This window comes from Streptomyces sp. NPDC002125 (genome assembly GCF_053593715.1).
This window is the reverse complement of record NZ_JBSFDD010000012.1, coordinates 199,484-223,618: the sequence shown is the minus strand read 5'-3', so window position 1 is coordinate 223,618 and position 24,135 is coordinate 199,484. Positions and strand designations below refer to the sequence as shown.

General features: G+C 69.0%; 25 protein-coding genes and 4 pseudogenes. 9 read left to right on the top strand and 20 right to left on the bottom strand.

Annotated elements, in window-relative coordinates; genetic code table 11:
- The 3 genes and pseudogenes from ACWCQM_RS22080 to ACWCQM_RS22070 all read right to left on the bottom strand — a co-directional run.
- Positions 1 to 260 (bottom strand): DnaB-like helicase N-terminal domain-containing protein (locus ACWCQM_RS22080; protein ID WP_450916869.1); only part of this gene is annotated, 260 nt, incomplete at its 3' end.
- A complete protein-coding gene (locus ACWCQM_RS22075; RefSeq protein WP_450916868.1) occupies positions 260 to 1,531 on the bottom strand; it encodes a DNA cytosine methyltransferase in 1,272 nt (423 codons plus the stop codon). The genes ACWCQM_RS22080 and ACWCQM_RS22075, both read right to left, overlap by 1 nt.
- Positions 1,528 to 1,872 (bottom strand): annotated as a pseudogene (locus ACWCQM_RS22070) (hypothetical protein); the annotation flags it as partial. The gene ACWCQM_RS22075 and the pseudogene ACWCQM_RS22070, both read right to left, overlap by 4 nt.
- Positions 1,873 to 2,404: 532 nt before the next feature.
- Between ACWCQM_RS22070 and ACWCQM_RS22065 the strand changes: the two are divergent.
- Positions 2,405 to 3,160: a class I SAM-dependent methyltransferase gene (locus tag ACWCQM_RS22065; RefSeq protein WP_450916875.1), complete on the top strand. Its 756-nt coding sequence runs from the start codon at positions 2,405 to 2,407 to the stop codon at positions 3,158 to 3,160.
- A 212-nt stretch (positions 3,161 to 3,372) separates the two neighbouring features.
- Here the strand turns inward: ACWCQM_RS22065 and ACWCQM_RS22060 are convergent, their stop codons facing one another.
- The 12 genes and pseudogenes from ACWCQM_RS22060 to ACWCQM_RS22005 form a co-directional block, all read right to left on the bottom strand.
- A complete protein-coding gene (locus tag ACWCQM_RS22060; protein ID WP_240661063.1) occupies positions 3,373 to 3,786 on the bottom strand; it encodes a hypothetical protein in 414 nt (137 codons plus the stop codon).
- Positions 3,783 to 5,918: an integrase gene (locus tag ACWCQM_RS22055; RefSeq protein ID WP_450916867.1), complete on the bottom strand. Its 2,136-nt coding sequence runs from the start codon at positions 5,916 to 5,918 to the stop codon at positions 3,783 to 3,785. Before ACWCQM_RS22055 ends, ACWCQM_RS22060 begins: the two co-directional genes overlap by 4 nt.
- Positions 5,915 to 7,666 (bottom strand): hypothetical protein, encoded by a 1,752-nt coding sequence (locus tag ACWCQM_RS22050; protein ID WP_450916866.1) that lies wholly within the window; start codon positions 7,664 to 7,666, stop codon positions 5,915 to 5,917. Before ACWCQM_RS22050 ends, ACWCQM_RS22055 begins: the two co-directional genes overlap by 4 nt.
- Positions 7,663 to 9,165 carry an integrase gene (locus ACWCQM_RS22045; protein ID WP_334560829.1) on the bottom strand — a complete coding sequence of 501 codons (1,503 nt, stop codon included), beginning with the start codon at positions 9,163 to 9,165 and terminating at the stop codon, positions 7,663 to 7,665. The genes ACWCQM_RS22050 and ACWCQM_RS22045 overlap by 4 nt, the downstream gene beginning before the upstream one ends.
- A gap of 37 nt (positions 9,166 to 9,202) precedes the next feature.
- Positions 9,203 to 9,745: pseudogene (locus ACWCQM_RS22040) on the bottom strand (hypothetical protein); the annotation flags it as partial.
- A gap of 940 nt (positions 9,746 to 10,685) precedes the next feature.
- The gene (locus ACWCQM_RS22035) at positions 10,686 to 11,153 is read right to left on the bottom strand and encodes a hypothetical protein (protein ID WP_450916865.1); all 468 of its coding nucleotides are present in this window, start codon (positions 11,151 to 11,153) and stop codon (positions 10,686 to 10,688) included.
- Positions 11,146 to 11,955, bottom strand: a complete 810-nt coding sequence (gene trpA / locus ACWCQM_RS22030) for a tryptophan synthase subunit alpha (protein WP_450916864.1) — start codon at positions 11,953 to 11,955, stop codon at positions 11,146 to 11,148. The genes ACWCQM_RS22035 and trpA overlap by 8 nt, the downstream gene beginning before the upstream one ends.
- Before the next feature lie 5 nt (positions 11,956 to 11,960).
- Complete coding sequence (locus ACWCQM_RS22025; protein ID WP_450916863.1) at positions 11,961 to 12,827, bottom strand: alpha/beta fold hydrolase; 867 nt, start codon at positions 12,825 to 12,827, stop codon at positions 11,961 to 11,963.
- Positions 12,828 to 12,969: 142 nt separating this feature from the next.
- Positions 12,970 to 13,293: a DUF317 domain-containing protein gene (locus ACWCQM_RS22020; protein WP_450916862.1), complete on the bottom strand. Its 324-nt coding sequence runs from the start codon at positions 13,291 to 13,293 to the stop codon at positions 12,970 to 12,972.
- A gap of 123 nt (positions 13,294 to 13,416) precedes the next feature.
- A pseudogene (locus ACWCQM_RS22015) lies at positions 13,417 to 13,488 on the bottom strand (DUF317 domain-containing protein); the annotation flags it as partial.
- 6 nt (positions 13,489 to 13,494) lie between these two features.
- Positions 13,495 to 13,707 carry a hypothetical protein gene (locus ACWCQM_RS22010; protein WP_450916861.1) on the bottom strand — a complete coding sequence of 71 codons (213 nt, stop codon included), beginning with the start codon at positions 13,705 to 13,707 and terminating at the stop codon, positions 13,495 to 13,497.
- Positions 13,704 to 14,375, bottom strand: a complete 672-nt coding sequence (locus ACWCQM_RS22005; protein ID WP_450916860.1) for a hypothetical protein — start codon at positions 14,373 to 14,375, stop codon at positions 13,704 to 13,706. The genes ACWCQM_RS22010 and ACWCQM_RS22005 overlap by 4 nt, the downstream gene beginning before the upstream one ends.
- Before the next feature lie 6 nt (positions 14,376 to 14,381).
- Here ACWCQM_RS22005 and ACWCQM_RS22000 point away from each other — a divergent pair, with 6 nt between their 5' ends.
- A complete protein-coding gene (locus tag ACWCQM_RS22000) occupies positions 14,382 to 14,552 on the top strand; it encodes a hypothetical protein (protein WP_450916859.1) in 171 nt (56 codons plus the stop codon).
- Between the two features lie 47 nt (positions 14,553 to 14,599).
- On the opposite strand, the gene ACWCQM_RS21995 is transcribed toward ACWCQM_RS22000, so the two are convergent.
- The 3 genes and pseudogenes from ACWCQM_RS21995 to ACWCQM_RS21985 form a co-directional block, all read right to left on the bottom strand.
- Positions 14,600 to 15,361 (bottom strand): hypothetical protein, encoded by a 762-nt coding sequence (locus ACWCQM_RS21995; RefSeq protein ID WP_450916858.1) that lies wholly within the window; start codon positions 15,359 to 15,361, stop codon positions 14,600 to 14,602.
- Positions 15,358 to 15,813, bottom strand: coding sequence for a hypothetical protein (locus tag ACWCQM_RS21990; RefSeq protein WP_450916857.1), 456 nt, complete (start codon positions 15,811 to 15,813; stop codon positions 15,358 to 15,360). Before ACWCQM_RS21990 ends, ACWCQM_RS21995 begins: the two co-directional genes overlap by 4 nt.
- A gap of 240 nt (positions 15,814 to 16,053) precedes the next feature.
- Positions 16,054 to 16,485: pseudogene (locus ACWCQM_RS21985) on the bottom strand (TraM recognition domain-containing protein); the annotation flags it as partial.
- 48 nt (positions 16,486 to 16,533) lie between these two features.
- Between ACWCQM_RS21985 and pcaDC the strand changes: the two are divergent.
- Genes pcaDC through ACWCQM_RS21970 form a run of 3 tightly spaced genes read left to right on the top strand, consistent with a single transcriptional unit; the run spans position 16,534 to position 19,267 of the window.
- Positions 16,534 to 17,793 carry a bifunctional 3-oxoadipate enol-lactonase/4-carboxymuconolactone decarboxylase PcaDC gene (pcaDC, locus tag ACWCQM_RS21980; protein WP_450916856.1) on the top strand — a complete coding sequence of 420 codons (1,260 nt, stop codon included), beginning with the start codon at positions 16,534 to 16,536 and terminating at the stop codon, positions 17,791 to 17,793.
- Positions 17,794 to 17,805: 12 nt separating this feature from the next.
- A complete protein-coding gene (locus ACWCQM_RS21975) occupies positions 17,806 to 18,453 on the top strand; it encodes an MBL fold metallo-hydrolase (RefSeq protein WP_073748638.1) in 648 nt (215 codons plus the stop codon).
- 34 nt (positions 18,454 to 18,487) lie between these two features.
- The gene (locus ACWCQM_RS21970; RefSeq protein ID WP_450916855.1) at positions 18,488 to 19,267 is read left to right on the top strand and encodes an exodeoxyribonuclease III; all 780 of its coding nucleotides are present in this window, start codon (positions 18,488 to 18,490) and stop codon (positions 19,265 to 19,267) included.
- A gap of 64 nt (positions 19,268 to 19,331) precedes the next feature.
- Here the strand turns inward: ACWCQM_RS21970 and ACWCQM_RS21965 are convergent, their stop codons facing one another.
- The gene (locus tag ACWCQM_RS21965; protein ID WP_450916854.1) at positions 19,332 to 19,625 is read right to left on the bottom strand and encodes a mycoredoxin; all 294 of its coding nucleotides are present in this window, start codon (positions 19,623 to 19,625) and stop codon (positions 19,332 to 19,334) included.
- A gap of 154 nt (positions 19,626 to 19,779) precedes the next feature.
- On the opposite strand from ACWCQM_RS21965, the gene ACWCQM_RS21960 reads away from it, so the two are divergent.
- Entirely contained in the window at positions 19,780 to 20,529 is a 750-nt protein-coding gene (locus ACWCQM_RS21960) for a Clp protease N-terminal domain-containing protein (RefSeq protein ID WP_450916853.1), read from the top strand.
- 69 nt (positions 20,530 to 20,598) lie between these two features.
- On the opposite strand, the gene ACWCQM_RS21955 is transcribed toward ACWCQM_RS21960, so the two are convergent.
- Positions 20,599 to 21,387: an SDR family NAD(P)-dependent oxidoreductase gene (locus tag ACWCQM_RS21955; RefSeq protein ID WP_450916852.1), complete on the bottom strand. Its 789-nt coding sequence runs from the start codon at positions 21,385 to 21,387 to the stop codon at positions 20,599 to 20,601.
- Between the two features lie 512 nt (positions 21,388 to 21,899).
- On the opposite strand from ACWCQM_RS21955, the gene ACWCQM_RS21950 reads away from it, so the two are divergent.
- The 3 genes from ACWCQM_RS21950 to ACWCQM_RS21940 all read left to right on the top strand — a co-directional run bounded on the left by ACWCQM_RS21950 (position 21,900) and on the right by ACWCQM_RS21940 (position 24,133).
- Positions 21,900 to 22,361 (top strand): DUF6278 family protein, encoded by a 462-nt coding sequence (locus ACWCQM_RS21950; protein WP_450916851.1) that lies wholly within the window; start codon positions 21,900 to 21,902, stop codon positions 22,359 to 22,361.
- A gap of 102 nt (positions 22,362 to 22,463) precedes the next feature.
- Positions 22,464 to 23,207 carry an amino acid ABC transporter ATP-binding protein gene (locus ACWCQM_RS21945; protein ID WP_073748644.1) on the top strand — a complete coding sequence of 248 codons (744 nt, stop codon included), beginning with the start codon at positions 22,464 to 22,466 and terminating at the stop codon, positions 23,205 to 23,207.
- Between the two features lie 11 nt (positions 23,208 to 23,218).
- Positions 23,219 to 24,133, top strand: a complete 915-nt coding sequence (locus ACWCQM_RS21940) for a glutamate ABC transporter substrate-binding protein (RefSeq protein WP_450916850.1) — start codon at positions 23,219 to 23,221, stop codon at positions 24,131 to 24,133.
- The last annotated feature ends 2 nt before the right edge of the window (positions 24,134 to 24,135 follow it).

Genomic DNA, 24,135 nt, shown 5'->3' with positions numbered 1-24,135 from the left:
GCGGTGGTGAGCACGGTGTCGAGCCACTTCGCGTTCTTCGCGTGCTCGACCGGGTCCGGGGGCGGCAGGGCGCGGATCGCGGCGAACAGAGCGCGATGCGCGGCGGTGGAGAACGCATCAGGGCCGATACCGGTCACCTCGCGTAGGTGTTGGGGTTCGAGCAGGAGAGCACCAAGGAGGGCCTGCTCGACGTGGAAGACCGGGTGCGGCCGTGGGATCGCTTCGAGGTCGTCCTCGTCGGGGTGGGACGTGTGGGGCATTACGCGGCCAGGGTGAAGTCGTTGGGGCTGAGATGGACATCCAGATGGGGGGCGAGCAGGTGGGCCGCGAGCAACGGGGGTACCGCGTTGCCGATCTGGGAGAACTGCTGGCTCTTGTTTCCGGCCCAGGGGTAGCTGGCGGGGAAGGTCTGCAGGATGCCGGCCTCGCGGGCGGTGATGCGGATCGGCTTCGGTGCGGGCACCGGCCCCGCTTCGTCCTGCGAAGAGACAGGGAGCTCGGCGATCCAGGTGCATTCGTTGGAGCGGTGTCCGAAGAACAGCGTGCCCGCCGGCTCGGACAATGGCCGGATGGTGGCGTTGGCCTGGTTGTTGCTGCGCAGGGACCAGGACCAGCGGTGCGACTCGGCGGTGAACGTGGGCGCCGGAGCGTCGGCGGCCAGGTTGTCGCGGGTGCCGTGCCGGGCCGCCCATCCCGCGCCTTCGAGGCGGGACTGCAGGACCACCCCGCCCGGCCGGGGCATCCACGTGCCGCGCTCACGGGCGTCGGACAGGGTTTTGCGGGAGCCGGAGGGGAACGGCTCCGGGCCACCGCCGGGTCCGCCGCCGGCGCAGACGGTGGGCACGGGCCGGTCGGTGGCACCCCAGCCGAGCGCTTCGGCCATGCTGACCCAGCGGGTGCGGCCCGGCCCGAACAGCGAGTCGGGCTCGCCGACCTGGGCGTGTGTCGGTGCGGGGGGCTGAGCTGTACGGACCCGTGAGGCGAGCAGGATGGCGCGCCTTCGCGTCTGGGGTACTCCGTAGTCGGCGGCGTTGAGGATGCCCGTCCACACGGAGAAGCCCCAGCGCCGCAGCACAGCCGCGTACTGCTTCCACAGCGGAAGGACATCGGGTACCTCCTCCATGACCACCCACTCGGGCTCGCCGACCGCGTTCAGGGCGTGGAGGTAGCGCATCGGTTCCGCCGCGTGTAGGGAGCGTTCGTCGCGGCAGGCAGTGAGGAGGCGCTCGCGGGTGTCGCGTCCTGCGGCGAGATTCTCCACAGCGTCGTGCACGAGCGGCTGGTCGAGCAGGCCCAGGCGTTTGCCGGCCATGCTCCACGCCTGGCATGGCGGGGATGCGATCAGCCCGCGGGTCCGGCCGATGAAGGGCCAGGTCGGATACATCGCCACGTCGGTCCGCACCGTCAACTGCCCAGCAGCCGAACGTGTCTTGCAGGCCCAGGCATCCCACTCCAGGCCAATGTCACGAACCCCGAGCACTCCCAGTGCCCGGCTCCAGCCGCCCGGACCCGCGAACAGGTCGAGTATCACGTGGCCAGCCCGAAATCGGTCTGCCCCATTGCGTCCGCGTCTCCGCGGCACGCCCAGGGCGAGCAGCCGTCCTCGACGCCGTTTTCCAGTTCCTCCGCCTCGTCCGCCCCGATCTGGAGGGCGGCCTTTTCGGCGGCGGTGACGTGATCGATCGGGGCTTCGCTCAAGGGGACGCGGGAGCGATGCAGGAATGCCTCGCCGAGCAGGCGGTTTCCCGATGCGTTGGCACGGGCGTTTCCCCGACGGATGGCTGCATCGAATTCGACCACATCCGCCCACTCGGACGGTGACGTATCCCTGATGTGCCTCCACTGTGCATTTCCGTGGAACGGGCATCCGAGTTCCCTGTCAAGTCTGGCTGTGTTGTAGCGATCTCTCATTTGACTCCTGGTGTTGGTTGTTGAGGTGACTCTGCGTAATAGCGGAGAGGGTGGCTCTATTCACGAATCCCGAAAGTAGATCGGCACTTCGGGATGCGGCCCGCCACGGCCGAAGTCGATGCTGTGAACGAGAACGGGAGACATCCCGTCCCTGGCAGGTGTGGTTGTGGGGCCCGGCCCCGCTGATGAGGGTGGGGCCCGGACCGGTGGCTTGATCGGGTCTGCGATTCTTGATCGCTGCTGAGCCTGCTGATTAGGTGGCTGGCGCTCCGTGAGCCCGAGGCCCGGGACCGTGCGGCGTTCATCGAGCTGCTGGCGTCGCCAGAGGCGCACACCTATCTCGGCGGCCCTTGGCCGCGTGACGAGCTTGAGCGCGAGATGCCCGTGGTGCCCGAGCGGTGGCCCATCCTTGCGAAAACCATTGGTGCCCGGCTTGCTCCGCTGATGGACTGACGTCCCGCCGTGAGTCTGCCGCGTGACGGAGGTAGTGGTTGTGACGGAATATGACGTGCTTGCCGAGGTGTACGAATGGCTCATCTCGGATGCAAAGTTGCCTCCAGCCGAGTTCGCTGCGTCGTTCGATGACGTCCTCCGTCTCCTGCCGTCAAACGCTCACGTCCTCGACTGTTCGTGCGGAACCGGACAGTTGGCGGTTGGCCTCGCCGGTCGTGGCATTCAGGTTGTCGCAACTGACGCCAGCGAGGCGATGGTTCGTCGGACTGCAGAGTTGTCTGAGGAGTTCGGGACATCCGTGCGGGCCGTACGGGCGAACTGGGAAGAGTTGCCCGACCATTTCCAGGACAACACGTTCGACATGGTGTTCTGCGTTGGCAACTCGCTTCACCATGCCGCGGGCGCGACAGGCAGGGGTGCTGCTCTGGAGTCGATGTCACGGCTTCTGCGCCCCGGCGGGCGTTTGGTACTCACATCCCGCACTTGGGAACTCGTGAGGGCCAGAGGTTCCCGGCTGGACATCTGGGACCGACTCGTCCGCCGGAACGGTCGCGATGCCGTCGTGGTCTACCGCTGGGAGATTGCGCCGCATTGGGAGGACGAGCACCACATCGAGATTGCGATCGCCCAAGTTGATGCGACCGGGCCGGTTCTTGTCCGCTCGGAACTGCTGTCCTGCTGGCCCTACCGGTACGAGGAACTCGAAGTCGAGCTGCACCGGGTCGGACTCCAAACGGAACTGAGCACGTTCGATCTTGAGGCCGAGAACTACATGGTGGTCGCGAGCAAGGTATAAACACCGGACTCTCAGTCCCTGGCCGGACCGCGCGGTTGCTCGCAGGACGCTTGCGCCCTCCCATCGGTGCGGGTTCACGTGGTCAACGCAACGCCTCGGACGAGGAGTGCTCGTCGATCAGACGGCGGTGCCCTCTGATTGAGCTCGTGCTCGACAGGTCCTGTGGTCTCGTCCTGACCGCGCAGCGGTCAGGACGAGACGAGGCGGTGCGACTACGAGCCGGGCTCGGGGGCCGGGCGCAAGGCCACCACTGAGGCTCGTTTATGCCCCGACTGGTCGCGGAGCTGGTGGTTCTCAATGGTGAGGACGTTCACCACGCGGGCGAATGTCTCGATCTCGGCCTGCTGTCGCTTGTTCTCCTCGATCAGCTCGGCCAGTCGCTCCTTGGTCTTCTTCAGTTCGGCCCGCAGCTTGCGTTCGCTGTCGGGGACCCGTCCCTGAGCTCGGACCTTCGCGTAGAACTCGTCCTTGAGGTCGGTATGCCGGTGGGTGAGGACGTGGCGTTTCACGTCTGCCTCGGCGGCCAGCGCGAGGACGGTCAGCGCTCCGTCGGACCGCAGCGGGGTGCCGGCCAGCAGCCGGTCCATCGCGGCCCTGATGTTCTTCCTCTCGTTGTCGTTGCTCACGACTCGGCCCCCGCTGCCGCCAGGACGCGGTCGTGGTCGTGCTGGTTAGCGAGCTCGGTCAGGACCTGGGCCCGTTCCAGCAGCCGGTCGGCCAGTGGTTCGGGAACCAGGCCAGAGGCGGCCTGGCGGCCCAAGTCGTCGGCTGCTTCTCGGAGTTGATGTGCGTGTGTGTCGGTGCGGGCGATGTTCGCGCAGTTGACCTTGCAGCGGTCCAGGCTGGGGGCCTCGCTCTTCGCGTTGCGGCCGGGATGGCAGAGCGCTTTGGTCCGGTCGTAGTTGCAGAACAGGAATGCCTCCTTGTTCTCGAAGACGTTCAGGGTCGGGTCGGCCAGTAGGTCTTTGGCCTGACGATTGGAGGTGATGAGACCGCTGAAGCGGTGGTGTTCCTGGGCGGCGGCGTTGATCAGACGCCTTGCGGCGGGGCCCGAGACGCCTGCGCCGTCCTGGATGGCCTCGTGGACCTCGCTGAGTTGCTCGGCGACGTTGCGGGCGGTTTCGAAGTCGAGAAGGTCGTGGATGCCGCCGCGCGAGCGCGATCCGTAGCCCTCGCTGATCAGCGTGCGCATGTGCCCGTACTGAACTGCCAGTGCCACCAGTCCGCCGGGTCGGCGGGCGATGTGCCAGGCCAGAGTGCGGCGGAAGCGGCCCGTGCCGACCCGTCCATGCGGGTCGGCCGGGATTGCCTCAGCCTGTCGTCCCCGGCTCTGGGCATGGGTGTTGACCCACCCGATGAACGACTCGATGCGGTTGCTCATCGTGGCGATCGCCAGCGACCTGCCGCTGCGGCGCTCGGGCTGGAGCGGTTCGTGGACCTCAATTGCGAACAGCAGTTCGTGCCCGCCGAGTTGTTCCAGCACCCGCGCTGCCGTGACGACCTGCGGGACTGCCACCCAGGGAGCTTCGCGTACGACTCCGGCGGATTGGTGATTGCCGTCGTCGTCGCGGGCGACCTTGAACTGCCGGGCATAGATGAGGTGCCGCCGGGCCGCCTCCGGCGGCCCCTGTGGATCCGGGCAGCACCCGTTCTCCAGCGCCAGGATCTCCCCGGTTCGCATCCCGGTGAGATAGCCCAGGACGATGAAACAGGCGGTGACCAGGTGTTTCAGGATCCCGGGGACGTCGTGGAAGTCGAACGGACCGTGCCAGGGCTCCCCGCCCAGTTTCGCGGTGATGGGGGTATCCAGCAGGCACCGGCCGGGGTTTTGGACCTTGTATGCCTTCCAGCGCGGATAGTTCATGACCTGGTGGACCTTCACGGCCGGAGTCCCCGTCAGCCCGGCCAGGAACACCCCCGGCGTCGAGATCTTCGTGTCTCCGATCAACGCCGGGACGGGTCTGCCCTCGGCCTCCAGCTGTTCGAGGTAGGTGACCAGCCGCAGGCCCGATCCCTTCTTGAACGGGCCCTTCAGCCCTTCCGCGATCTCGACCAGCCGTCGGTGTTCCTCGAAGGCCGCCAGGATGTCGTCGGCGTACTCCTCGACGAACCGCAGGGCCCAGACCAGCAACGGCCCCATCGTCGCCGGGGCGATCGGATCGGTGACGTTCTCGCCCAGCGGCGAGGCCGCCGGCAAGTAGTCGTCCATGCCCTCCGTGACCCACGGCGGCGTGACGAGCCGGTCGGTGTCGGGCAGATACAACCGTCCGTAGTAGTGCAGCCGGGAGAGCGCGATCAGATGACTGGCGGCCGTGTTGCGAGCCAGCCCCCGCACCTTGTCGAGATGGTGGCTGTAATCCGACAAATCCCCGGCCGTCACCAGCGAGAGCTGCTTGATCCCGCGCTCGTCGAGCCACTGGGCGAACATCGACCAGTCGCTGACCGTCCTCGTGATCCGGCCGACGCTGAGCTTGGAGCGCATGGCGGCGCCGCGCAGGGCAACGTCCCTGTCGGGCAGCGGGTAGTTGATCAAAGTCCAGGATGCGTAACGGAACGGCTCCTTGAAGACCTCGGGGAACCATCGCCAGCGGATGATGTCATCCGTCTGCGAGGGGTTCTGGGTCAGCGCAAGCAACGACCAGCCGTCGTCGCCGTAGCGGGGCACGAAGTCGCGACGGCCCTCGACCGCCCGGTCGGGATCGAACACGAAGGCGTCGGCCGCCGGGGCCGCGAAGCGGGGGTTCAAGGCCAGGGTCATGCGTCGAATCCCTTCATCATCAGCTGGTCAATGACCCTTCGTTCGTGGGCACTTGCCTTCTCCAGGGCGTCGTTCCATTCCGTGTCGGTGAAGTCGGGGGCCTTGCGCAGGTCCCGCAGCCGCGCGAAGGGCTCGCGCCAGTCCTGGTCCCACACCTCCGGCGAAAGCGCCGCCCTCAACTCCTCCAGCACGTGCAGCAGATAGGCCAGCCGCGGCAGGTGACGCGGTGTGATCACGGCGTTAGGGCAGGCCGTGCAGAGCAGGAACGACGCCCGGCAAGGCACCCCCTGTTCCCCGAACGGGCTGTGGGTGTAGTCGCTGCAGCTGGTGGTCGGGGTGTCCTGGTCCACGTTCGTGTCCGCCCGGCTGATCTGGGCCTTGAACGACGACCTGGCCGCCTCGATCGCCTCCTCGATCCCGTCGGTGATCACCGGTTGGGCCGCCGCGTGCGTGCGCGGGTCCGGCAGGACATAAGCACCGTCGTGGGTGTCCTGACTGTGCTGCGTGGGCTGCCGCTGATGCGCGATCACCACGGTCTTGCGCAGGCGCCGCAGGTTCAACGAGACCTCGCCGCCCAGCTCCTGGCGCCAGTTGCGCCAGACGTTGGCGTGGAAGTGGCCGTCGAACAGGCCGGCCGTCCCCTCGCCGTAGGCGGCCCGCCGCTGAGCGAGCCGCCAGACGATCAGCCGGTCGGTGGGTGCCCCCACGTTCTTCAGCATCTCCCGTGCCGGGGCGGTGGACTCGATCGCGTGCGTGATCAGCCGTCCGGGAGAGGTCGCTCCCCAGTCGGCCAGGTTCCTCGTCTCATAGCGGTCCGCCGGCCGGCGGCGCCGCTTCTCCAACTCGACCCGGTAGATGATCTGCCCCTCGTTGCCCGCGTCGGGGCTCGCATCGGGCACCTTCATCTCGACGACCGGTGTCGCGTTCCACCCGTAGGCCGCGATGATCAGGATCATCAGTGCGCAACCCTCATCGGTGGTCATAAACAGCCGCATCCACGTGTCCTCGGCCCGGTTGCCGCCCAGGGCTTCGGTGTAACGCGGGTCGGGACGGTAGCGGCCGTCCGGGCGGATGAAGAACGGCGTCTCGCCGGTGCGGACCAAATGGTCCAGTGCCTCACCGACGAGCCAGCCGTCTGTACCTCTTTCGAACTGGCCCGCCCGCCAGTCAAGGAGGTGCTGCCGGTTGGCACGGATGCGATGCAGAGCTGGTCGGAACCGCTGAGTGGCCAGCAGCTTGATGCGGTCGAACTCGGCGTCGCTGTAGGCGGTCTCCTTCGGCGCCTTCTCCTTCGGCATCCGCTTGCTCATCAGCTTCCGGGTCTCCTCGGGCACCAGCGGATGCTGCTTCAGCAGCCGGGCGACCTTGCGGACCTGCCGGCTGCCCGTGGAGTTCGGCGTGCGGCTCAGCCGCCAGCCCGCCCAGATGTCCGCGGTCAACTCGCCCAGAGATTGCGGAACGTGCGCCTGCTCGGCCAGGAAGCGGCTGAAGTAGAGCAAGATCAGCCAGGGCTCCCGGCTGGAGGGCAGCGTCTTCCAGGTGCCGGTGGGACCGCACTGAAGGGCGAATGCCTCCGCCAGTTCGCGCTGCATCCGCGGACCGACTGCCAGCTGGCCGAAGTCGTAACTGGCTTTGTTCGCCCCGTCCTCGGCCACGTGCCAGACCAGCAGGTCACCCGGCTCCAGCGGCAGCTTGCGCCGGTGCCCGTCGTCCCCGGGCAAAGCAGCGGGTCGTCCTCGCGTGCTCATACCACTGCCTCGCTGTCTATGACGCGCTCCGACATCTTCGCGATCCGGGCCAGGAGCTCGTTGGTGCCCGGGTCGGCCTCGTCCAGCAGCAGGGACCTGATCTGCAGGTCCGAGACAGGGGCGAGGTAGATCTTGCGGGTGGTCTCCTCGCTCGCGTGATCGAGGAGGTCCTTGACCATCCGCCAGGCATCCCCGTAAAGCAGGCGGAAGTCCCGCCGCTCCTCCGGCGTGAGGCCGAACCGTTTGTCCAGCGCGTGCATCAGCGCGACCAGCATCTTCAACGCGAAAGAATGCCTGGCCATATGGGGTGTGAAGTAGGGCGGCTCGGCAACCTTGCCCTCCAGCACCTTGTGGCAGCGCTCGGAAGCCGCCCGATAAACCGCCTCCCACGAATGCGGCTGAAACGGGCGCCCGTCCTGCGACAACCACAGCCACAACGGCTCCAGACCGCCGTCCCCCTCGACGAACAGGCGCTGACGCTCTTCGACGTCCAGCGACGACAGAGGCCGCTGGACCGACTGCCCGTTCTCGTCCCACAAGTGCAGGATCGACCGCTGGCGACCGGACCGCTTCTCCAGGACCCAGATGTCGTCCCTCGCCTCGTAGACGCCCCTGGCCTGAGCCCGCCGGATCACCGCCCGCCGCGTCGTCCGCTCATAGGCGGCGACCGACCGCAGATCCTCGACCGCGACGTAGAACGTCCGCTCGCGCCGGCTCTTCGTGGCCGCCTTCGCCAGCCGCCCGTCGAAGAAGCGCTTCACGCTCTCCTCCAGGGCCGGCACCTCGAAAGTAAGCAGCGAACCGCCCTCCGACAAGCGCATCCCCGAGGAAAACAGCAGGTCGGAGTAGGCGGCATTGCGGTCGTCGTTCCGGCCCCGAAACGACGGATCCCGACGCCCGTCCGCGGTGTAGCCGCGCAGACCCACGTCCCTCCACAACCGGTAGGCCCGCGGAGTCAGCCACTTCACGTTGCTCGACCTCGCGTCCTTCGCCCGCTGGGCCGGAACGCTGACCATCTCGCCGTGGCGGCCCAGCACCTCCCGCATCACAACCGGGTTGACCGCCACGTACCTCTTCGCCGCCGCCCACTTGTAGAGCCGGGCCAGCGCGGACAGCTCGCGGTCCCACTTCGAGCCGCCGATCCGCCGGGGATTCCGCGGCGACCAGCGCCGCCAGTCCTCGAAATCGAGGAGGTCCTCGACCTCGGCATCGCACCAGTTCTTGCCCCGCTGCCACAGGAAGTTGAAGAACAGACAGCAGTCCCCGGCGTAGTTCCGCCGCGTCTCCCTGGCCAGATGCGCGAACGCCGAACGCGTCGTGTACAGCGTCAGCCGCAGGTCCACCTGGTAGTTCGGGTCCGTGAAGAACACGTCCCCGGGGTCGATCCGGGCGGCCTCCTCCCGTACATCGAGGTCGGCCCACTCCTTCAACACAGGGTGATCGCTCGCCTCGGCGGCGTGCCGCCTCGTCACCCAGTGCACTTGCCAGAACTTGCTCACACGTCCCTCTTCGCTCGCAACTCGTACCGCTGCAACACGAAGATTCAATAGGGAATCCGAGGCAACTCGATTTCGGCGTCTCGGCCAGCCCGAGTGAGCTCAGGTAACGGACGCAGTCCGCTCTGCTCCAGCCGAGGTCCAGAAGGGGGTGGCGGTTGCGCATGTACTGGACATCGGCGTCCTTGGCCCGGTGGAACTCATCGGTCGAGATACCGACCCACTGCTCGACGAACATCCCCCTGGGGATGCGTGATGGGTAGGGGTGCCCGAGAAGTTCACGCACCTTCTGCTTTATTGGTTTTATCTTATATTCGCCGGTGCACTGCCTGCGGGTCATCCCGGGCCGGCCGTCTTTGTTGAGGATATGGAGAGGCATCGAGGCGAACCGGTGATCGGGATTCAACGCATCGCTTCGAATATTTCCGGATGCGACGCGAAGGACTGGAATACTGGCGGGCTTTGCCACCTCTTCTTCCAGGCGGTCCAGATGGGCGTAAACGGCTTTCGGCTCCCATCCCGTGTCGGCGAAAATCGCGTAATCGACCTTGGGGAGGACGCCCTCGGCGGACAGGGCGAGCAAGGTGCTGGACTGGACTCCGGCGCCGAGCGAAAGGATTCTCAGGGTGGGGGTGCTCATAGAATTCCAGGGGTGAGGGCGTAGTGATCCGCGGGGCGAAGGGACAGCTGGGGTGCCGGGGCAGCTCGCGCGAGGGCCGGCGACTGCGGCATCTGAGGCCAGTCCGGACGGGCCGCCGGTGACGGCGGACCTGCTCCCCGGGGTGGATCGGCGGGGGGTCAGCGGGTGCGCGGCGTGGCTCTACTGGCGGGCGGCGGTGCGGGCGGGCTCGTTGTGGTGCGTGTGTGAGTGGCGGAGCCGCGGAGGACTTCGAGGTGGGCGCCGGTCTCGGCAAGGCGCCAGAAAGTCCATCCGGTACGGATAGGCGAGACCTGCGGGCGTAGCGCCGTGATGACGGCGCGAGCAGCGCCGCTGGGAGTCTTGTACTGCCCCGCCCCGGGGCCTGCAGGGATGCTCAGAGCGCCGGTGGAACGATCGAAGTGCCCCTCGATGCGTCTGCGCTGATAGATGGCGTAGACGGGGGTGAGCATGTCCGGGCGGGCTGGTGTCTCGGGCGTGGGCTGGGCGTAGAGGCGGAGCAGGTGAGCGATGGTCTCGCTGGGGGTGAGTCCCAGGGCGCGGGCGAGGAGGGTCACTTGCTGGCGAATGTCGGCTTCGACGTGGAGGGGCTGGGGCGGGGATGTCAGGTCGTTCTCCTCGGTGGTGGTGGAGCGGAGGGCAGGCAGGGGTCGGGCTGTGGCTGGGTCGTACGTCCGAAGCCGCTCTGATCGCTGACCGGGGGCATGGCTTCGGCGGCCAGGCTGTGTTGTTGCGTTTGCTGGAGGCTTAGTAAGCCGCGTGCAACGTGCTGAACTCGGTACAGACCTGCGCCGAGAGAAAGGGCGCGGAATCGGGGTTGATCTGAAATGGTCTGTCCTGGGGGTTGGAAACGGAGGGCGCGCCCTCAACGCGGCCGGTGCGCGTGGTGAGTCGGCACCAGCCGCTCGTGGTGTATCGCGTGGCAGAGGGCGGGGATGCGGCCGAGCAGGTTGGCGGCCGAGGCAATGAGCTGCTGGGGCGAAGGCCCGATGACAACAACCCGTCCCGACGAGGCGGCGACGCATCGGCGCTGGTTCTCCACGGCGTGGGCCAGGGCCGCGGTCAGTTCGGCGCCGGCGTCCTGGGCGGCCTTGGCGATCTGCGCGAGGCGGTCGAGGAACAGCAGTCCTTCGGCCGTGGTGTGCGACCGGGCCGGCGTGAGGTCGAGAAGGATGTCCAGCGCGCTGCGGGCGAGAGTCTGCGCATCGGTGATCCAGGTGGCCAGGGCGCGGGCGTCGCGGTCCTTGCCAGCGGCGCCCAGTGCGTGGCGCAACGCAAGGGCTTCTGCGCTCAGGCGCGAGAGGGGCTCGGCCGGCGTATCGAAATCAGACACGGTGCTCCCTGAAGGTCGGGCGCAGCGCCTGAGCGAACGACGCGGCCACGGCAGGGGCCTGGCCGGGCTTCGTCAGCAGAGCGCGGACGACAGGAGTGCCGATGATGACCGCGTTCACCAGCGGAGCAATGCGTGCCGCGAGAGCCGGGGTGGAGATCCCCACTCCCGAGACGACGGGGACCGAAACGGCCTGCCGAAGACGCTGGATGAAGTCGGCGAGCGCGCAGAGGTCCACCGCGCCCTGGTGGCCGGTGAGGGCGGTACTGGCGGGCGCGTAGAGCCATCCCGACGCCCCGGCTACCGCCGCCGGCAGACCTGAGCCGGGGGTGCGGCGCGGGACGAGGCTCGGCGTGACCAGGCCCGCGCGGCTCGCGGCCTGATGCCAGCGTGCGGCCATGTGCGCAGGCAGATCGACGACCATTACCCCGGCGGCGCCAGCGTCGGCGAACAGGTCGGCCACGTGCTCGGGGCCGTGGCGACTGACGGAATCCCAGTAGGCCATGACGACGGTCGGCCGCAGGCGAGCGGCGTGCTCAACCGCACGGACGGTGCGATCCAGCACGTGCCCGTGTCGAAGGGCGCGGCGGTAGGCGGACTGGATGACGGGACCGTCGAGGAAGGGCGCGTGATGAGGAAAGCCGATCTCCAACAGGTCGGCTCCGGCGTCCGCGAGGCAGTCGAGGTGGAGCTGCTCAGCGGTCTGCGGATGCAGGCCGGCGGGGACGAAAACACCGAGTCGGCATGCGGGTTGGGCGAGGAGAGCGCCGAGTTTCTGAGCGGCGAGCAGGATGTTCCTTTCCACGGGGGTCAGTGGTTTCGGGCGGTGAACAGGAGGTGGGTCAGGCTTTCCACGACGGCGTGGGGGTGGCGGATGGGAAGCGTGTGGGTGGCCTGGTCGGTCAGCACGAACCGTGCCTGGGGCAGGCGGAGGGCGAGGGCCCGGGTGTGGTCGGCGGGCACGTGGACGTCAGCGGAACCTGCAAGGAGGGTCAGGCGCGGACCCACGGTGCGCAGCCCGTCGACGGGACGGGATCCGCGGATGGCGAGTGCTTGCCAGAACGCGGCGATGTCACGGGTGGCGGTGTGGTGCAGGCCGCGCCGACAGGCGACTGGCATGCTGGTGCCACCGCTTGGGGGTGCGGTGGTGGACAGGGCCCAGGGGCTGGAGCGTGGCAGGCGGCGCCGTATCGCGTCCACCACCGCGGGGGCGTGGGTGCAGGTGTGTGCGAGGAGGTCGCGGCCCCAGCTGAGGAGCCGGGTCCGCAGCCCGGGCACGGGGCGGGTGGTGACCGGTCCGTCGGGCGTGGAGATCAGCAGGAGGCCCTGTATCCGGGGGAGCAGGTCGGGACGCATCGTCGTCAGGGTCTGCAGGATCATTCCGCCCATGGAGTGGCCGGCGAGGACCAGCGGACCGTGCGGGGCGCAGTTGTCGATGAGGAAGGAAAGGTCATCGGCGAGTTTTTCGAGCCTGATCGGGGCTGTTCCCCGGGTGGACTGTCCGTGTGCGCGCTGGTCGTAGCGCACGACCCGGACGCCGTGGGCGGCAAGGGGTGGGGTGTGCAGGCGCCACAGGTCCGCGGTGACGGACAGCCCGTGGACCAGAACGAGGGTGACGGGCGCGTCGGCCGGCCCGTCGAGGTAGGCGGTCAGTTCAGCGCCGTCGGGCAGAGACACACGGCGCGTGCTGGTGGGGGAGGGAAGCGGACTGATGGGCAAACCTTCTGCAATGGGAGAAAGATGGAGGGGCCGGTGCGGGCCGGCCCGTCAGCGGGGTCGGGCAGACACGCGGATGCGACCTCTTGTCCATGGCGAGAGATCAGCGATGGCGTACGGCATGGCCGAGCTGGGCACCGTCGTGGGCGACATGCGGATTCACAGCAGCCCCATGGATCGGGGTGATGAGCACTTCGTCCAGCTTCTGCACGAAGTACGGGACATCGCGGAAGAGACGTTCCACCGGGGTGGTGGTCGCGAGGTGGGTGAAGAACTGGGCGACCAGGGGCTCGGGCACCTCCGGGGTGAAGGTGGCGCTCCAGTGCGTGTCGAAGCCGTCGTACACGGAGTGCTCGATCCGCCAGGGATGCAGGGGGTCCGAGCGGTGCTCGACGGTGCAGTGGCCGTCGGAAGAGGCCCACGCCACCCCCGACGAAATGGAGGACGCCTCCCAGCCGCTGGTCTTGGCAAGGTGGGAGACGGACTCGGCCGCGAGGGAGATGCGGGCGGCATGCCGGCGGTCACCGAGCAGCTGGGGCAGGGCCTGGGTAACGGACGCGATGGCCTCGGTCGGCGTCTGCCGGCTGAACTCGATCTGCCAGTTGGGCTCGTGGTGGGCGATGGTCCACTACACGCCGTCCTGACGGTTGGGGTCGAAGTCGAGGAACACGCTGCGGCAGGGGCTGTCGATGTCGATGCGGCCGGTCTGCGGATTGTGCTCGTAGGGCCACGTGAACAGGTGGACCAGGGGACCGATGACGTCGTTGATCTTGTTCGTTCCGCTGCCGGCCCGGTACCGCGGCGAGACGAGGACCAGATCGTTCGGGGCGAACGTGTTCACGGCTTCCTGCCGCCCGTGTTGCGGGGTGCCGGCGGCGGTTTGACCGGTGACGGTGCCTGGGAGCGGTGCGGCTTCTGGAAGTCCAGTGCGAGCTGTCCGGCGGCCGTGACCACGACGTCCTGGCTGATGTACCTGGAAGTCCGCGCCACACGGATCAGGCGCTCCTTCTCCAGCACGCCGAAGGGCTTGGGGTGGACGGGCCGGCCGTCGCTGTCGGTGATGCGGACGGGGCTCTTGAGCGGTGCGTATCGCCGGGTGCCGCCTCGGGCGATTCGTTCGAGCACCGCGTACTGGGCGGGCGACAGCTCCGGCAGGTCGGGCCGGTGCTCGGGGTGCTCTGTCAGGTCGCGGATGATGGCTGATGCCGTGTACTGGCAGCAAGTTGCGCTCAGTTCGAGGTGCTGGGCGGCGCTGGCCAGGCTTGCGGTCAGGACCGGTGCGGCCTCGGTGTGCCGCGTCTGGCGCACGAACTCCTCGTCGGCAGGCGGGCCGTCGGCGAAGAGTGCGCCGTCGAGCGGGTTGTCGCCGATGGCTCGTGCCAGCTGGGAGGCGGCGATCGAAGCGGACGCGGTGATGCCGCTGAGCGTCTCCAATGAGACCCGGCTGCCGGGCACGGCGGTGTACTGACTGCCGTCCAGGACGGACAGCCGGACCAGGGACCGGCTCACGAGGTCGTGGATGGCGAGGATCTGCGGGCCGACCTGCCGCAGCAGGTCACTGCCCGGCTCGGGGGCGAGCGCGGTGACTTTGGTGTGCAGGGCGGTGAAGTCGGCTCCGAGCTCGCGGAGAAGGTCGATCTGGAGCGGCAGATCGATGTGGCGCAGGGGGATGATGGGCTCCGGTGAGTTGCGGATCCGCGCGACCTTGAAAAGGGTCGGCGCTGGAGGGTCGGTCAGCGGCTTCGGGCCGCCGTCCGCGCGCTGGCCGGGGCGGGCGGCGAAACCGTTGCCGACGGGCTCGCGGCGACTGGAGGCAGGCCGATGGTGGAGGCCAGGGCGGTGGTTCCAGCTGAGGTGAGACGGACTCGGTCCTGCAGCGGCCCCCCGACAAAGGCAGGGGATGCGGACTGCGGGACGCGTTCGACGAGGTCGTTGGCCTCCAGCGACCGCAGCGTGCCGATCAGCACGCGTGCGTCCCGGGAATGGACGTAGTGCCGGCCCTGGGATGTGGTGGCCACGACGTGTCCGCGTGCGATCGCCCGCAGGGCGAGGTCCTGTGTGGCGTTCAGTTGCAGGTCTGGAACGTCGGTGGCGCTTCCGCGTCGGCGTCGGATCTCTCCGGCTATGCGTACGGCGCTTTCCACGGCAGCCTCTGGGGCCAGTGCCGTCAACGCCCGAGCCATCGACAGAGGCTGGTCTGTGCAGGCGGTGCTCAGGAAGGCGAGCTGTTGGAGGCGGACCGTCGCGTCGGCCACCTCGGGACTCTCATAGAGCCGCTCGTTGGTGAGCGCCTGAAGGGCGGTGCGGGTTGCTGATGCGAGTCGCCGTGTCGAGGCGATGTGGGCGTCAGGCTCGCAATACGTGCTGGTATGGAGATGAAGGTCGAGCATGTCGTTGTGGCGGGTGTACTGGTCCGCGAGCAGCAGCAACCGTTCGACCGACGTCGGCGGAGCGGGGACCTCAAACAGAAGGCCCTCGACGGGCGGTGTTGTCATGCGCGGCGCCGGGCAGCGCGTGCGAGCGGTGCGGAGGGTGCCGGAGCGGGTGCGCTGGGAGCAGCGGGAGGCTGCGGTGCCTCCAGCGCGGTGCGAGCCGCGGTCAGGGCCCGTCCGGCGTCGTCGAAGTGGGCCAGCAGGCGGCTGTGGTGGTCGAGCGAGTCGAGCTTGTGCTGCACCGTGGTGGTGAGGGTGATGAGTGGGGTGAGGGCCTGCGTGTAGTGGGCGATGGCCCGTCCGAGGTGGCCGGCGGTCCTACCGAGGATCTCGGCGGGTGGGAGGCCGGCGATGTTCGGGGCGAGCTGGTACTCGGCGTCGGCGGTCATGCGCGAGGTGAGGTGGCACAGCAGGCCAATGTGCCGCGTGGCGTTGAACAGGCCGGTGCCGTCCACGGTGATGGGGTGGTCGCGTATGTCCGCAGCTACGGCATCCACTGCATGGCGCGGGGACATGTCATCGAGGTCGGTGGGTTCGTAAATGTGCAGGTCATCTCCAGGAGTGTGAATCCGCGCTCGTCCAGCCCGTCCCGCAGACGGTTAGGGCGAGGCGTTTGCTCAGGGGCTTACCGGAAGCGGGCGACGTGCCCGGGAGGGGGTGCCATCTGGCCCGAGGCGGGCGGCCAGCTTTTAGTTACCAGGCGCGCGCAGTCCTCCTCCCAGGAGCGGACCGGCGCCGAGCCAAGCGGATACGGCTCAGGCGGCTTGCCCGAAGCCGGACTGTGTCGGCGCGTGTTTCGCGACGGCGCGGTCGGTGATCGCCTTTGACGCGCGGGCGGAGGCTGCGGACAGTTCTTCCGCTCCGGGCTCCCGGTACCAGGGGCGCAGGTCGAGCATGGCGGCGCGCATGCCGGTGGCGAAGCAGAGCGCGGTGCCCTTGGGCAGGGCGCGGATCGCGTCGGCGGGCAGGATCCGTTCCTGCCGCATTGACACCGAGGTCGACTTGCCGGACTCGGAGTGCGAGGTCGAGGTGGTCTCGACGTCGTGGTCGCCGATCAGACGGCTGAGTTTGTCGGCGAAGTCGGGGTCATCGATACCCGCACCGATGACCTTGACCGTCGAGGCGCTCCACATGGCGTCCATGCCGGCGTCACCCCAGACTTTCTGGCCCTGGCGGTAGCTCTGGAGGTGAGACGTGAGAGGGTCTGGGGCGTGAGTGAGACACCACCGAACACCATGCAATACCGCTTTGACGGGCCAGAAGACGCTCCGGTCCTGGTGATCGGGCCGTCCCTGGGTACCACATGGCACATGTGGGACCGCCAGATACCCGAGCTCTCCCAGCACTGGAGGGTCTTCCGGTACGACCTGCCGGGGCACGGCGGGGCTCCCGCGCACCCCGCCGCCTCGGTCACCGAGATCGCCGACCGTGTCCTCGCCACGCTGGACAGCCTCGGAGTGCAGCGCTTCGGATACGCGGGCTGCGCCGTCGGCGGGGCCGTCGGCGCCGATCTCGCGCTGCGCCACCCGCACCGGGTCGCCGCCCTCGCCCTGGTCGCCGCCTCGCCGCGCTTCGGGAGCGCCGACGAGTTCCGGCAGCGCGGGGTGATCGTCCGCAGCAACGGGCTGGAGCCGATCGCGCGCACCTCCCCGGAACGCTGGTTCACCCCCGGCTTCGCCGCGGCCCAGCCCGCCATCGTCGAGTGGGCCGTGCAGATGGTCCGCACCACCGACCCCGGCTGCTACATCGCCGCCTGCGAGGCACTGGCCGCCTTCGACATCCGTACGGAACTGCCCCGCATCGGCGTGCCGACCCTCGTCCTGGTCGGTGCCGAGGACAAGGTCACCGGGCCCGCCGAGGCCAGGACCCTCGTCGCGGGCATTCCGGACGCCCGGCTCGCCCTCGTGCCGGGCGCCAGCCACCTGGCGCCGGTCGAGCAGCCGGCCGCCGTCACCGACCTGCTGCTCATGCACTTCTCGACCTCCTGGCAGGACACCCAGGCGTCGATCCCCGTACCGCCCTCCCCGGGTTTCGCCACCCCCTTCGCCCCGGTCGTCCCCGTGGCCGAGATCGCTCCCGCGATCGAGGCGCCCGATGCCTCCGCCCCGGCCCGCAGCGATCTCCACGAGCGGGGGATGAAGGTCCGGCGCGAGGTGCTGGGCGATGCCCATGTGGACGCGGAGACGGCCGCGTCCGACGGGTTCAGCGACGACTACCAGGAGCTCCTGACCCGTTACGCCTGGGGCGAGATCTGGACCCGCGAGGGACTCGACCGCAGGTCGCGCAGTTGCGTCACGCTCACCGCGGTCGTCGCCTCCGGGCACCTGGGGGGCCTCGCCCAGCACATCAGGGCGGCCCTGCGCAACGGACTCACGCCGGTCGAGATCAAGGAGGTGCTGCTCCAGACCGCCGTCTACTGCGGCATGCCGGCGGCCGGCGCGGCGTTCGAGATCGCGCGGTCCGTGATCCAGGAGGAAACCACTCCGCCCGCGTAGCAGGATAGGAGCATGAACGCTTCTTCTCTTACGCTGACCAAGAAGACCCACTCGTGCGTCCGTCTGGAGCGGGACGGGCGGTCGCTCGTCGTCGACCCCGGAGGGTTCTCCGAGGACGACGCCACCGCCGGTGCTGACGCGTTCCTGGTGACGCACGAGCACCCGGACCACTTCGACGAGGCGCGGCTGCGCGCGGGCCTGGAGTCCAACCCCGCCGCGCAGTTGTGGACCCTGCGCAGCGTGGCCGAGCAGCTGTCCGCCGCGTTCCCGGGGCGAGTCCACACGGTCGGCCACGGCGACACGTTCACCGCCGCAGGGTTCGACGTCCAGGTGCACGGTGAACTCCACGCCGTGATCCACCCGGACATCCCGCGGATCACCAACATCGGCTTCCTGGTGGACGGTTCCGTGTTCCACCCGGGCGACGCGCTCACGGTGCCCGATCACCCGGTGGACACGCTGATGCTGCCCGTGATGGCTCCCTGGAGCAAGATCTCCGAGGTCATCGACTACGTACGCGAGGTGAAGCCGCGCCGCGCGATCGACATTCACGACGCCCTGCTCACCGACCTCGCCCGCCCGATCTACGACATGCAGATCGGCGCGCTCGGCGGAGCGGACCACAGCCGGCTGACCCCGGGCGACGCGACCCGTCTCTGAGCCCGTTGTCGGTGGGAGCGGTTAGGTTTGCTGCATGCGTATCGCCACGTGGAACGTCAATTCGATCACGGCCCGGCTCCCGAGGCTGCTGGCCTGGCTGGAGAGCAGCGGCACCGACGTGCTGTGCATCCAGGAGACCAAGTGCACGCTCGAGCAGTTCCCCGCCGAGGCGCTGCGCGAGCTGGGCTACGAGTCCGCGGTCAACGCCACGGGCCGGTGGAACGGCGTCGCGCTGCTCTCCCGCGTCGGCCTCACGGACGTCGTGACGGGCCTGCCCGACGGCCCGGAGTACGAGGGGGTGCAGGAGCCGAGAGCGATCTCGGCCACCTGCGGGCCCGCCCGGGTCTGGTCGGTCTACGTCCCCAACGGCCGCGAGGTCGACCACGGCCACTACGGCTACAAGCTGCGCTGGCTGGAGGCCCTGAGGAAGTCCGTGGCGGCGGACGCGGCCGGGGCGCTGCCGTTCGCGGTCCTCGGCGACTTCAACATCGCGCCGACCGACGAGGACGTCTGGGACCCCGCGGAGTTCGTGGACTCCACCCATGTCACTCCCGCCGAGCGGGCCGCCCTCGCCGCGCTGCGCGAGGAGGGGCTCCTCGACGTGGTGCCCCGCCCCCTGAAGTACGCCCACCCGTACACCTACTGGGACTACCGCCAGCTGCGCTTCCCGAAGAACAAGGGCATGCGCATCGACCTGGTCTACGGGAACGCCCCCTTCCAGGCGGCGGTCAAGGACAGCTACGTCGACCGCGAGGAGCGCAAGGGCAAGGGCGCGTCGGACCACGCCCCCGTGGTCGTGGACCTGGAGGTCTGACGGGAGCGGCGCGCGGGCGGGGCGGAGCCGGGGCGCGGGGGAGCCTCTCCGGCCCGCCGCGTGGTCAGCTCCTCCTCGCCGTGTCCTTCGCGGGCAGCAGGTGCGGGGCGTGTGCGGTCACGGCCCGCACGACCTCGCGCTTGGAGGGGTTGACCATGGCGTGCCCCGCGACGGAGACCGTCGGCACGGTCTCGTTGCCGTCGGCGACCGAGCGTACGTAGGCGGCGGCGTCCTGGTCGCGCCAGATGTTCACCTCGCTGTAGGTGAGCCCGGAGAAGCGGAGCCGCAGCCGGAGCTTCATGCAGTACGGGCAGCCGGGCCGCCAGTAGACGACCATGCCGTCGCGGTCCCCGGCCATCGCACACCCCTCTGTCGCTCTTCCGTGTCGTCGAGGCCGTCCCGGTCTCCTGGTCGGCCACTCACAGCCAACAGCCCCCGGGCGTCAAGGGCAAGGGCACTTCAAGTGTCAACTTCGGGTTGACGGTCAGGGGGTGTCAACCTAGGGTTGCCTCATGACGAAGCCGTTGCGCCCCAACCCTCCGATCCGCCTCGACGACCTCATCGAGGCGATCAAGAAGACCCACGCCGACGCCCTGGAGCAGCTCTCCGGGGCGGTGGTCGCCGCGGATCACCTGGGCGAGATCGCCGACCATCTCATCGGTCACTTCGTGGACCAGGCGCGCCGCTCAGGCGCGTCCTGGACGGATATCGGCCGCAGCATGGGAGTCACCCGGCAGGCCGCCCAGAAGAGGTTCGTGCCCAAGAAGCCCGGCGAGGCGTCGGACCTGGACCCGAGTCAGGGGTTCGGTCAGTTCGACACGGAGGCCAGGAACGCCGTCATGGGCGCGAGCAACGAGGCCCATGCCGCCCGCAACGACGAGGTGGGAGTGGAACACCTCGTCCTGGGCCTCCTCGCCGAGCCGGATTCGCTCGGCGCCCGGACCGTCGCGGGGCTGGGGGTCTCGCTGGACGCGGCACGGGAGGCGGCGTCTCTCGCGCTCCCGGCCCCGGCCGGCGAGGTCCCCGAGCTCATCCCGTACGACGCCGGGGCCCGCAAGGTCCTGGAGCTCACCTTCAGGGAGGCGCTGCGCCTCGGTCATGACTTCGTCGGCAGCGGCCACATCCTGCTGGCCGTGCTGGAGTTCGAGGGAGGCGCGGGTCTCCTCGCGGGGCTGGGCATCGACAAGGACGCGGCGTCGTCAGCCGTCGCGGCAGCGGTGGCGGACGAGGCGGAGGAACCGGACCCGGACGCCGGAAGGTGACATGGCGGGGTCCATGAACCGCCGATGCCGCCCCTCGCCGGGGCGGCATCAGGCGTCACCCGGCGGGCGTCAGTGCACCGAGAACCCGCCGTCGACGAAGACCGACTGCCCGGTGACGTACGCCGAGGACGTGCTCGCCAGGAACACCGCGGCGCCCGCGAAGTCCTCGGCCAGCCCGTTGCGGCCCACCATCGTGCGGGCCGCCAGGGCCGCCACCCGCTCGGGGTCCGACGACAGCCGCTGGTTCAGCGGCGTCATCACGAAGCCGGGCACCAGGGTGTTGCAAGTGACGCCGTACGGGGACCAGGCCTCGGCCTGCGAGCGCGCCAGCGACTCCAGCGCGCCCTTGGAGACTCCGTACGCCCCGCTCTGCACGAAGGCCCGGTGCGCCTGCTGGGACGTGATGTGGATGATCCGGCCGAAGCCGCGCTCGGCCATGCCGGGGCCGAACCGGCGGCCCAGCAGATGGGGCGCCTTGAGGTTCACCGCCATCGTGGTGTCCCAGGTCTCCTCGTCCAGCTCGCTCATCGGCGGCCGCAGGTTGATGCCCGCGGAGTTGACCAGGATGTCCGGCTCGCCGAACGCGGCCGCGGCCTCGTCCCCCGCCAGCCGCACGCCCTCGGCAGTCCCGAGGTCGGCGCTCACCCAGGCCGCCCGGCAGCCTTCGGCGGTGAGCTCGTCGACGGTCTCCCTCAGCTCCGCCTCCCGGCGCGCCACGACCACGACGCTCGCGCCCGCGCGGGCGAGGGCCTCCGTGATGGCCCGGCCGATGCCTGAGCTGCCGCCGGTCACCACGGCGACGCGGCCTTCCAGTGAGAAGAGTCCGGAGAGATAGTTCTGCGAGTTCTGCGAGGTCATGTCCGTACCCTAGACACCGGGTCTGCTCCGGCCTCCGGCGAGGTCCCGGACGTGCCGCGCGATGTCGCGCGCCGCGGGCCGCGTTCCCGCCCGTGCGGACTCCGCCGTGCCCCCCGGTCCGTTGCCGCAGGGGAGTTGAGACCGAGGGTGGAGATGGGCACGCCGATCCCGCCGCTGGGCCTGGGCCCGGTCCGCCGTACCGTCCGGGCTGCCGGCCGCCGGCCGCCGGGCGACCCGAGCTACCGTTCGGTAGTCGTGTGAGCAGGTCGTGTGCGCCCCCGGAGGTGCCGGGAACCGGGGCCGGTTTTGTGTCATGGTGATCCTGATGGCGGTGCTTCAGGACGAGTTGTTCCCCGTGGTGCCGTGGTGTGAATGGGAGTCGAGTGGGAGATGAACATGGCGAACGCAGGCCAACCGGAGCCATACGTGGCTCACTCGCCGACCAGGAGCGGCTCCACCGGTGTCCAGCCCGGCCCGAAGCCCGGCGCTTCGGCCTTCCAAGGGAATCGATCATGAACATCCCCTTCCTGGACAACTGGCGGCAGCGACAGGGCGGTACGCGTCCGGGGTCCCTCGCGGCCGCCGTCCGGACCGACCCCGAGGGGGTCGCCGAGCTGTTCGCGGAATGCGAGTTGCTGCGCGCCCGAGCAGGGCAGCGTGGTCTCGAACTCGACGACAGTCCAGCCTCGTTGGCCGCCCTCGACCAGCTGACGCCGGTCTGGCGCGACGATCCCGAGGAACTGCCCTGGGTGGGCAACGACGCGGGCCTCTACCTCGGCACCGTACTCGTGCGCACGGTCCCCGGCGCGGTCTGGGACATCCTGGCGAGCGGGCAGCCCGTCGTGCGGCTGGCGTCCGGGCGAGAGATCGACGTGGTCGCCGCGGGCCTGGACTGGGCGATGTCCGGGAGCCCCGAGCTCTCCGAGATGTACGCGGAGTCGGCGGAGAGCGGGCCCGAGGCCAAAACGCGATAAACATCCTTATGCGCTGTTGGTGCGTGTCAGCTCCGAAGTGCGTGTTCGTCCTGGATAGTTTGCGCTGACCTCGACACAAGCGATAAGTGGGTAGGGCAGCGTATGGCCGTCGATCCTTTGATCGAGCTGCGGGACGTCAACAAGTACTTCGGGAAGTTGCACGTACTGCAGAACATCAATCTCACCGTCGGCCGCGGGGAGGTGGTCGTGGTCATCGGCCCCTCCGGATCGGGTAAGTCGACGCTCTGCCGGACCATCAACAGACTCGAGACGATCGAGTCCGGTCACATCGCCATCGACGGGAAGCCCCTCCCCGAGGAGGGGAAGGGACTTGCCGAGCTCCGGGCCGAAGTGGGCATGGTCTTCCAGTCGTTCAACCTCTTCGCCCACAAGACCGTCCTGGCGAACGTCTCGCTCGCCCAGCTCAAGGTCCGCAAGCGCAAGAAGGACGAGGCCGACCGGCGCTCCCGGGAGCTGCTGGAACGGGTCGGGCTCGCCTCGCAGGCCGACAAGCTGCCCGCCCAGCTCTCCGGCGGTCAGCAGCAGCGCGTCGCGATCGCCCGCGCCCTCGCCATGGACCCCAAGGCGCTCCTGTTCGACGAGCCCACCTCCGCGCTCGACCCGGAGATGATCAACGAGGTCCTGGAGGTCATGCAGCAGCTCGCACGCGAGGGCATGACCATGGTCGTCGTCACCCACGAGATGGGATTCGCCCGGTCCGCCGCCAACCGCGTGGTCTTCATGGCCGACGGCCGCATCGTCGAGGACCGCACCCCGGAGGACTTCTTCACCGCCCCGGAGAGCGACCGCGCCAAGGACTTCCTGTCCAAGATCCTCAAGCACTGACGGGGGGCACCGTGTTGCGTACGAGAAACATCGCGGCCGTGCTGGCCTGCCTCCTGATCATGGCGCTCGCCGCCGGCTGCGGCAGGGAGGGCAGCCCGCCGGTCAAGGGGCCGAAGGCCGGGGCGCTGCCCCAGTACACCGTCGACACCGGCTTCGAACTGCCGGAGTCCAGGACCTGGACGAAGGCCAAGAAGCGCGGCTACCTCGTCGTCGGCGCCAAGGAGGACCAGCCCTACCTCGGTGAGAAGGACCCGGCCACCGGGATCTACTCGGGCTTCGACATCGAGATCGCCCGCATGATGGCGGCCTCGCTCGGCTTCGAGCCGGACACGATCCGCTTCCGGACCATCGCCTCCGCCAACCGCGAGACGGCGCTCCAGAACGGGCAGATCGACTACTACGTCGGCACCTACACGATCAACGACATGCGCAAGAAGCTCGTCGGCTTCGCCGGGCCCTACTACATGGCCGGCCAGGGCCTGCTGGTGCGCACCGACGAGAACGACATCAAGGGCCCGCAGGACCTCGCCGGCAAGACCGTCTGCTCGGCCGCGGGATCCACCCCCTACCAGCGCATCGCCGCGGACTTCCCCGAGGCGGACCTCGTCGCCTACGACACGTACTCGATCTGTGTCGACAACCTGCTCACCTTCCAGGTCGACGCCGTCACCACCGACGACGCCATCCTGCTGGGCTTCGCGGCCAAGGCGCCGGACGAGATGAAGGTGGTCGGCAAGCCCTTCTCCGAGGAGCCGTACGGCATCGGCGTCCCGCGCAGTGACAACGCGCTTCGCTTCGCGCTCAACGACGCGCTGGAGGCCAACGAGAAGAACGGCAACTGGAAGAAGGCGTTCGAGGCGACCCTCGGGCTGTCCGGGGTGCCCGCGCCGACACCGCCGCCCATCGACCGCTACCCGGCGACCTGAGG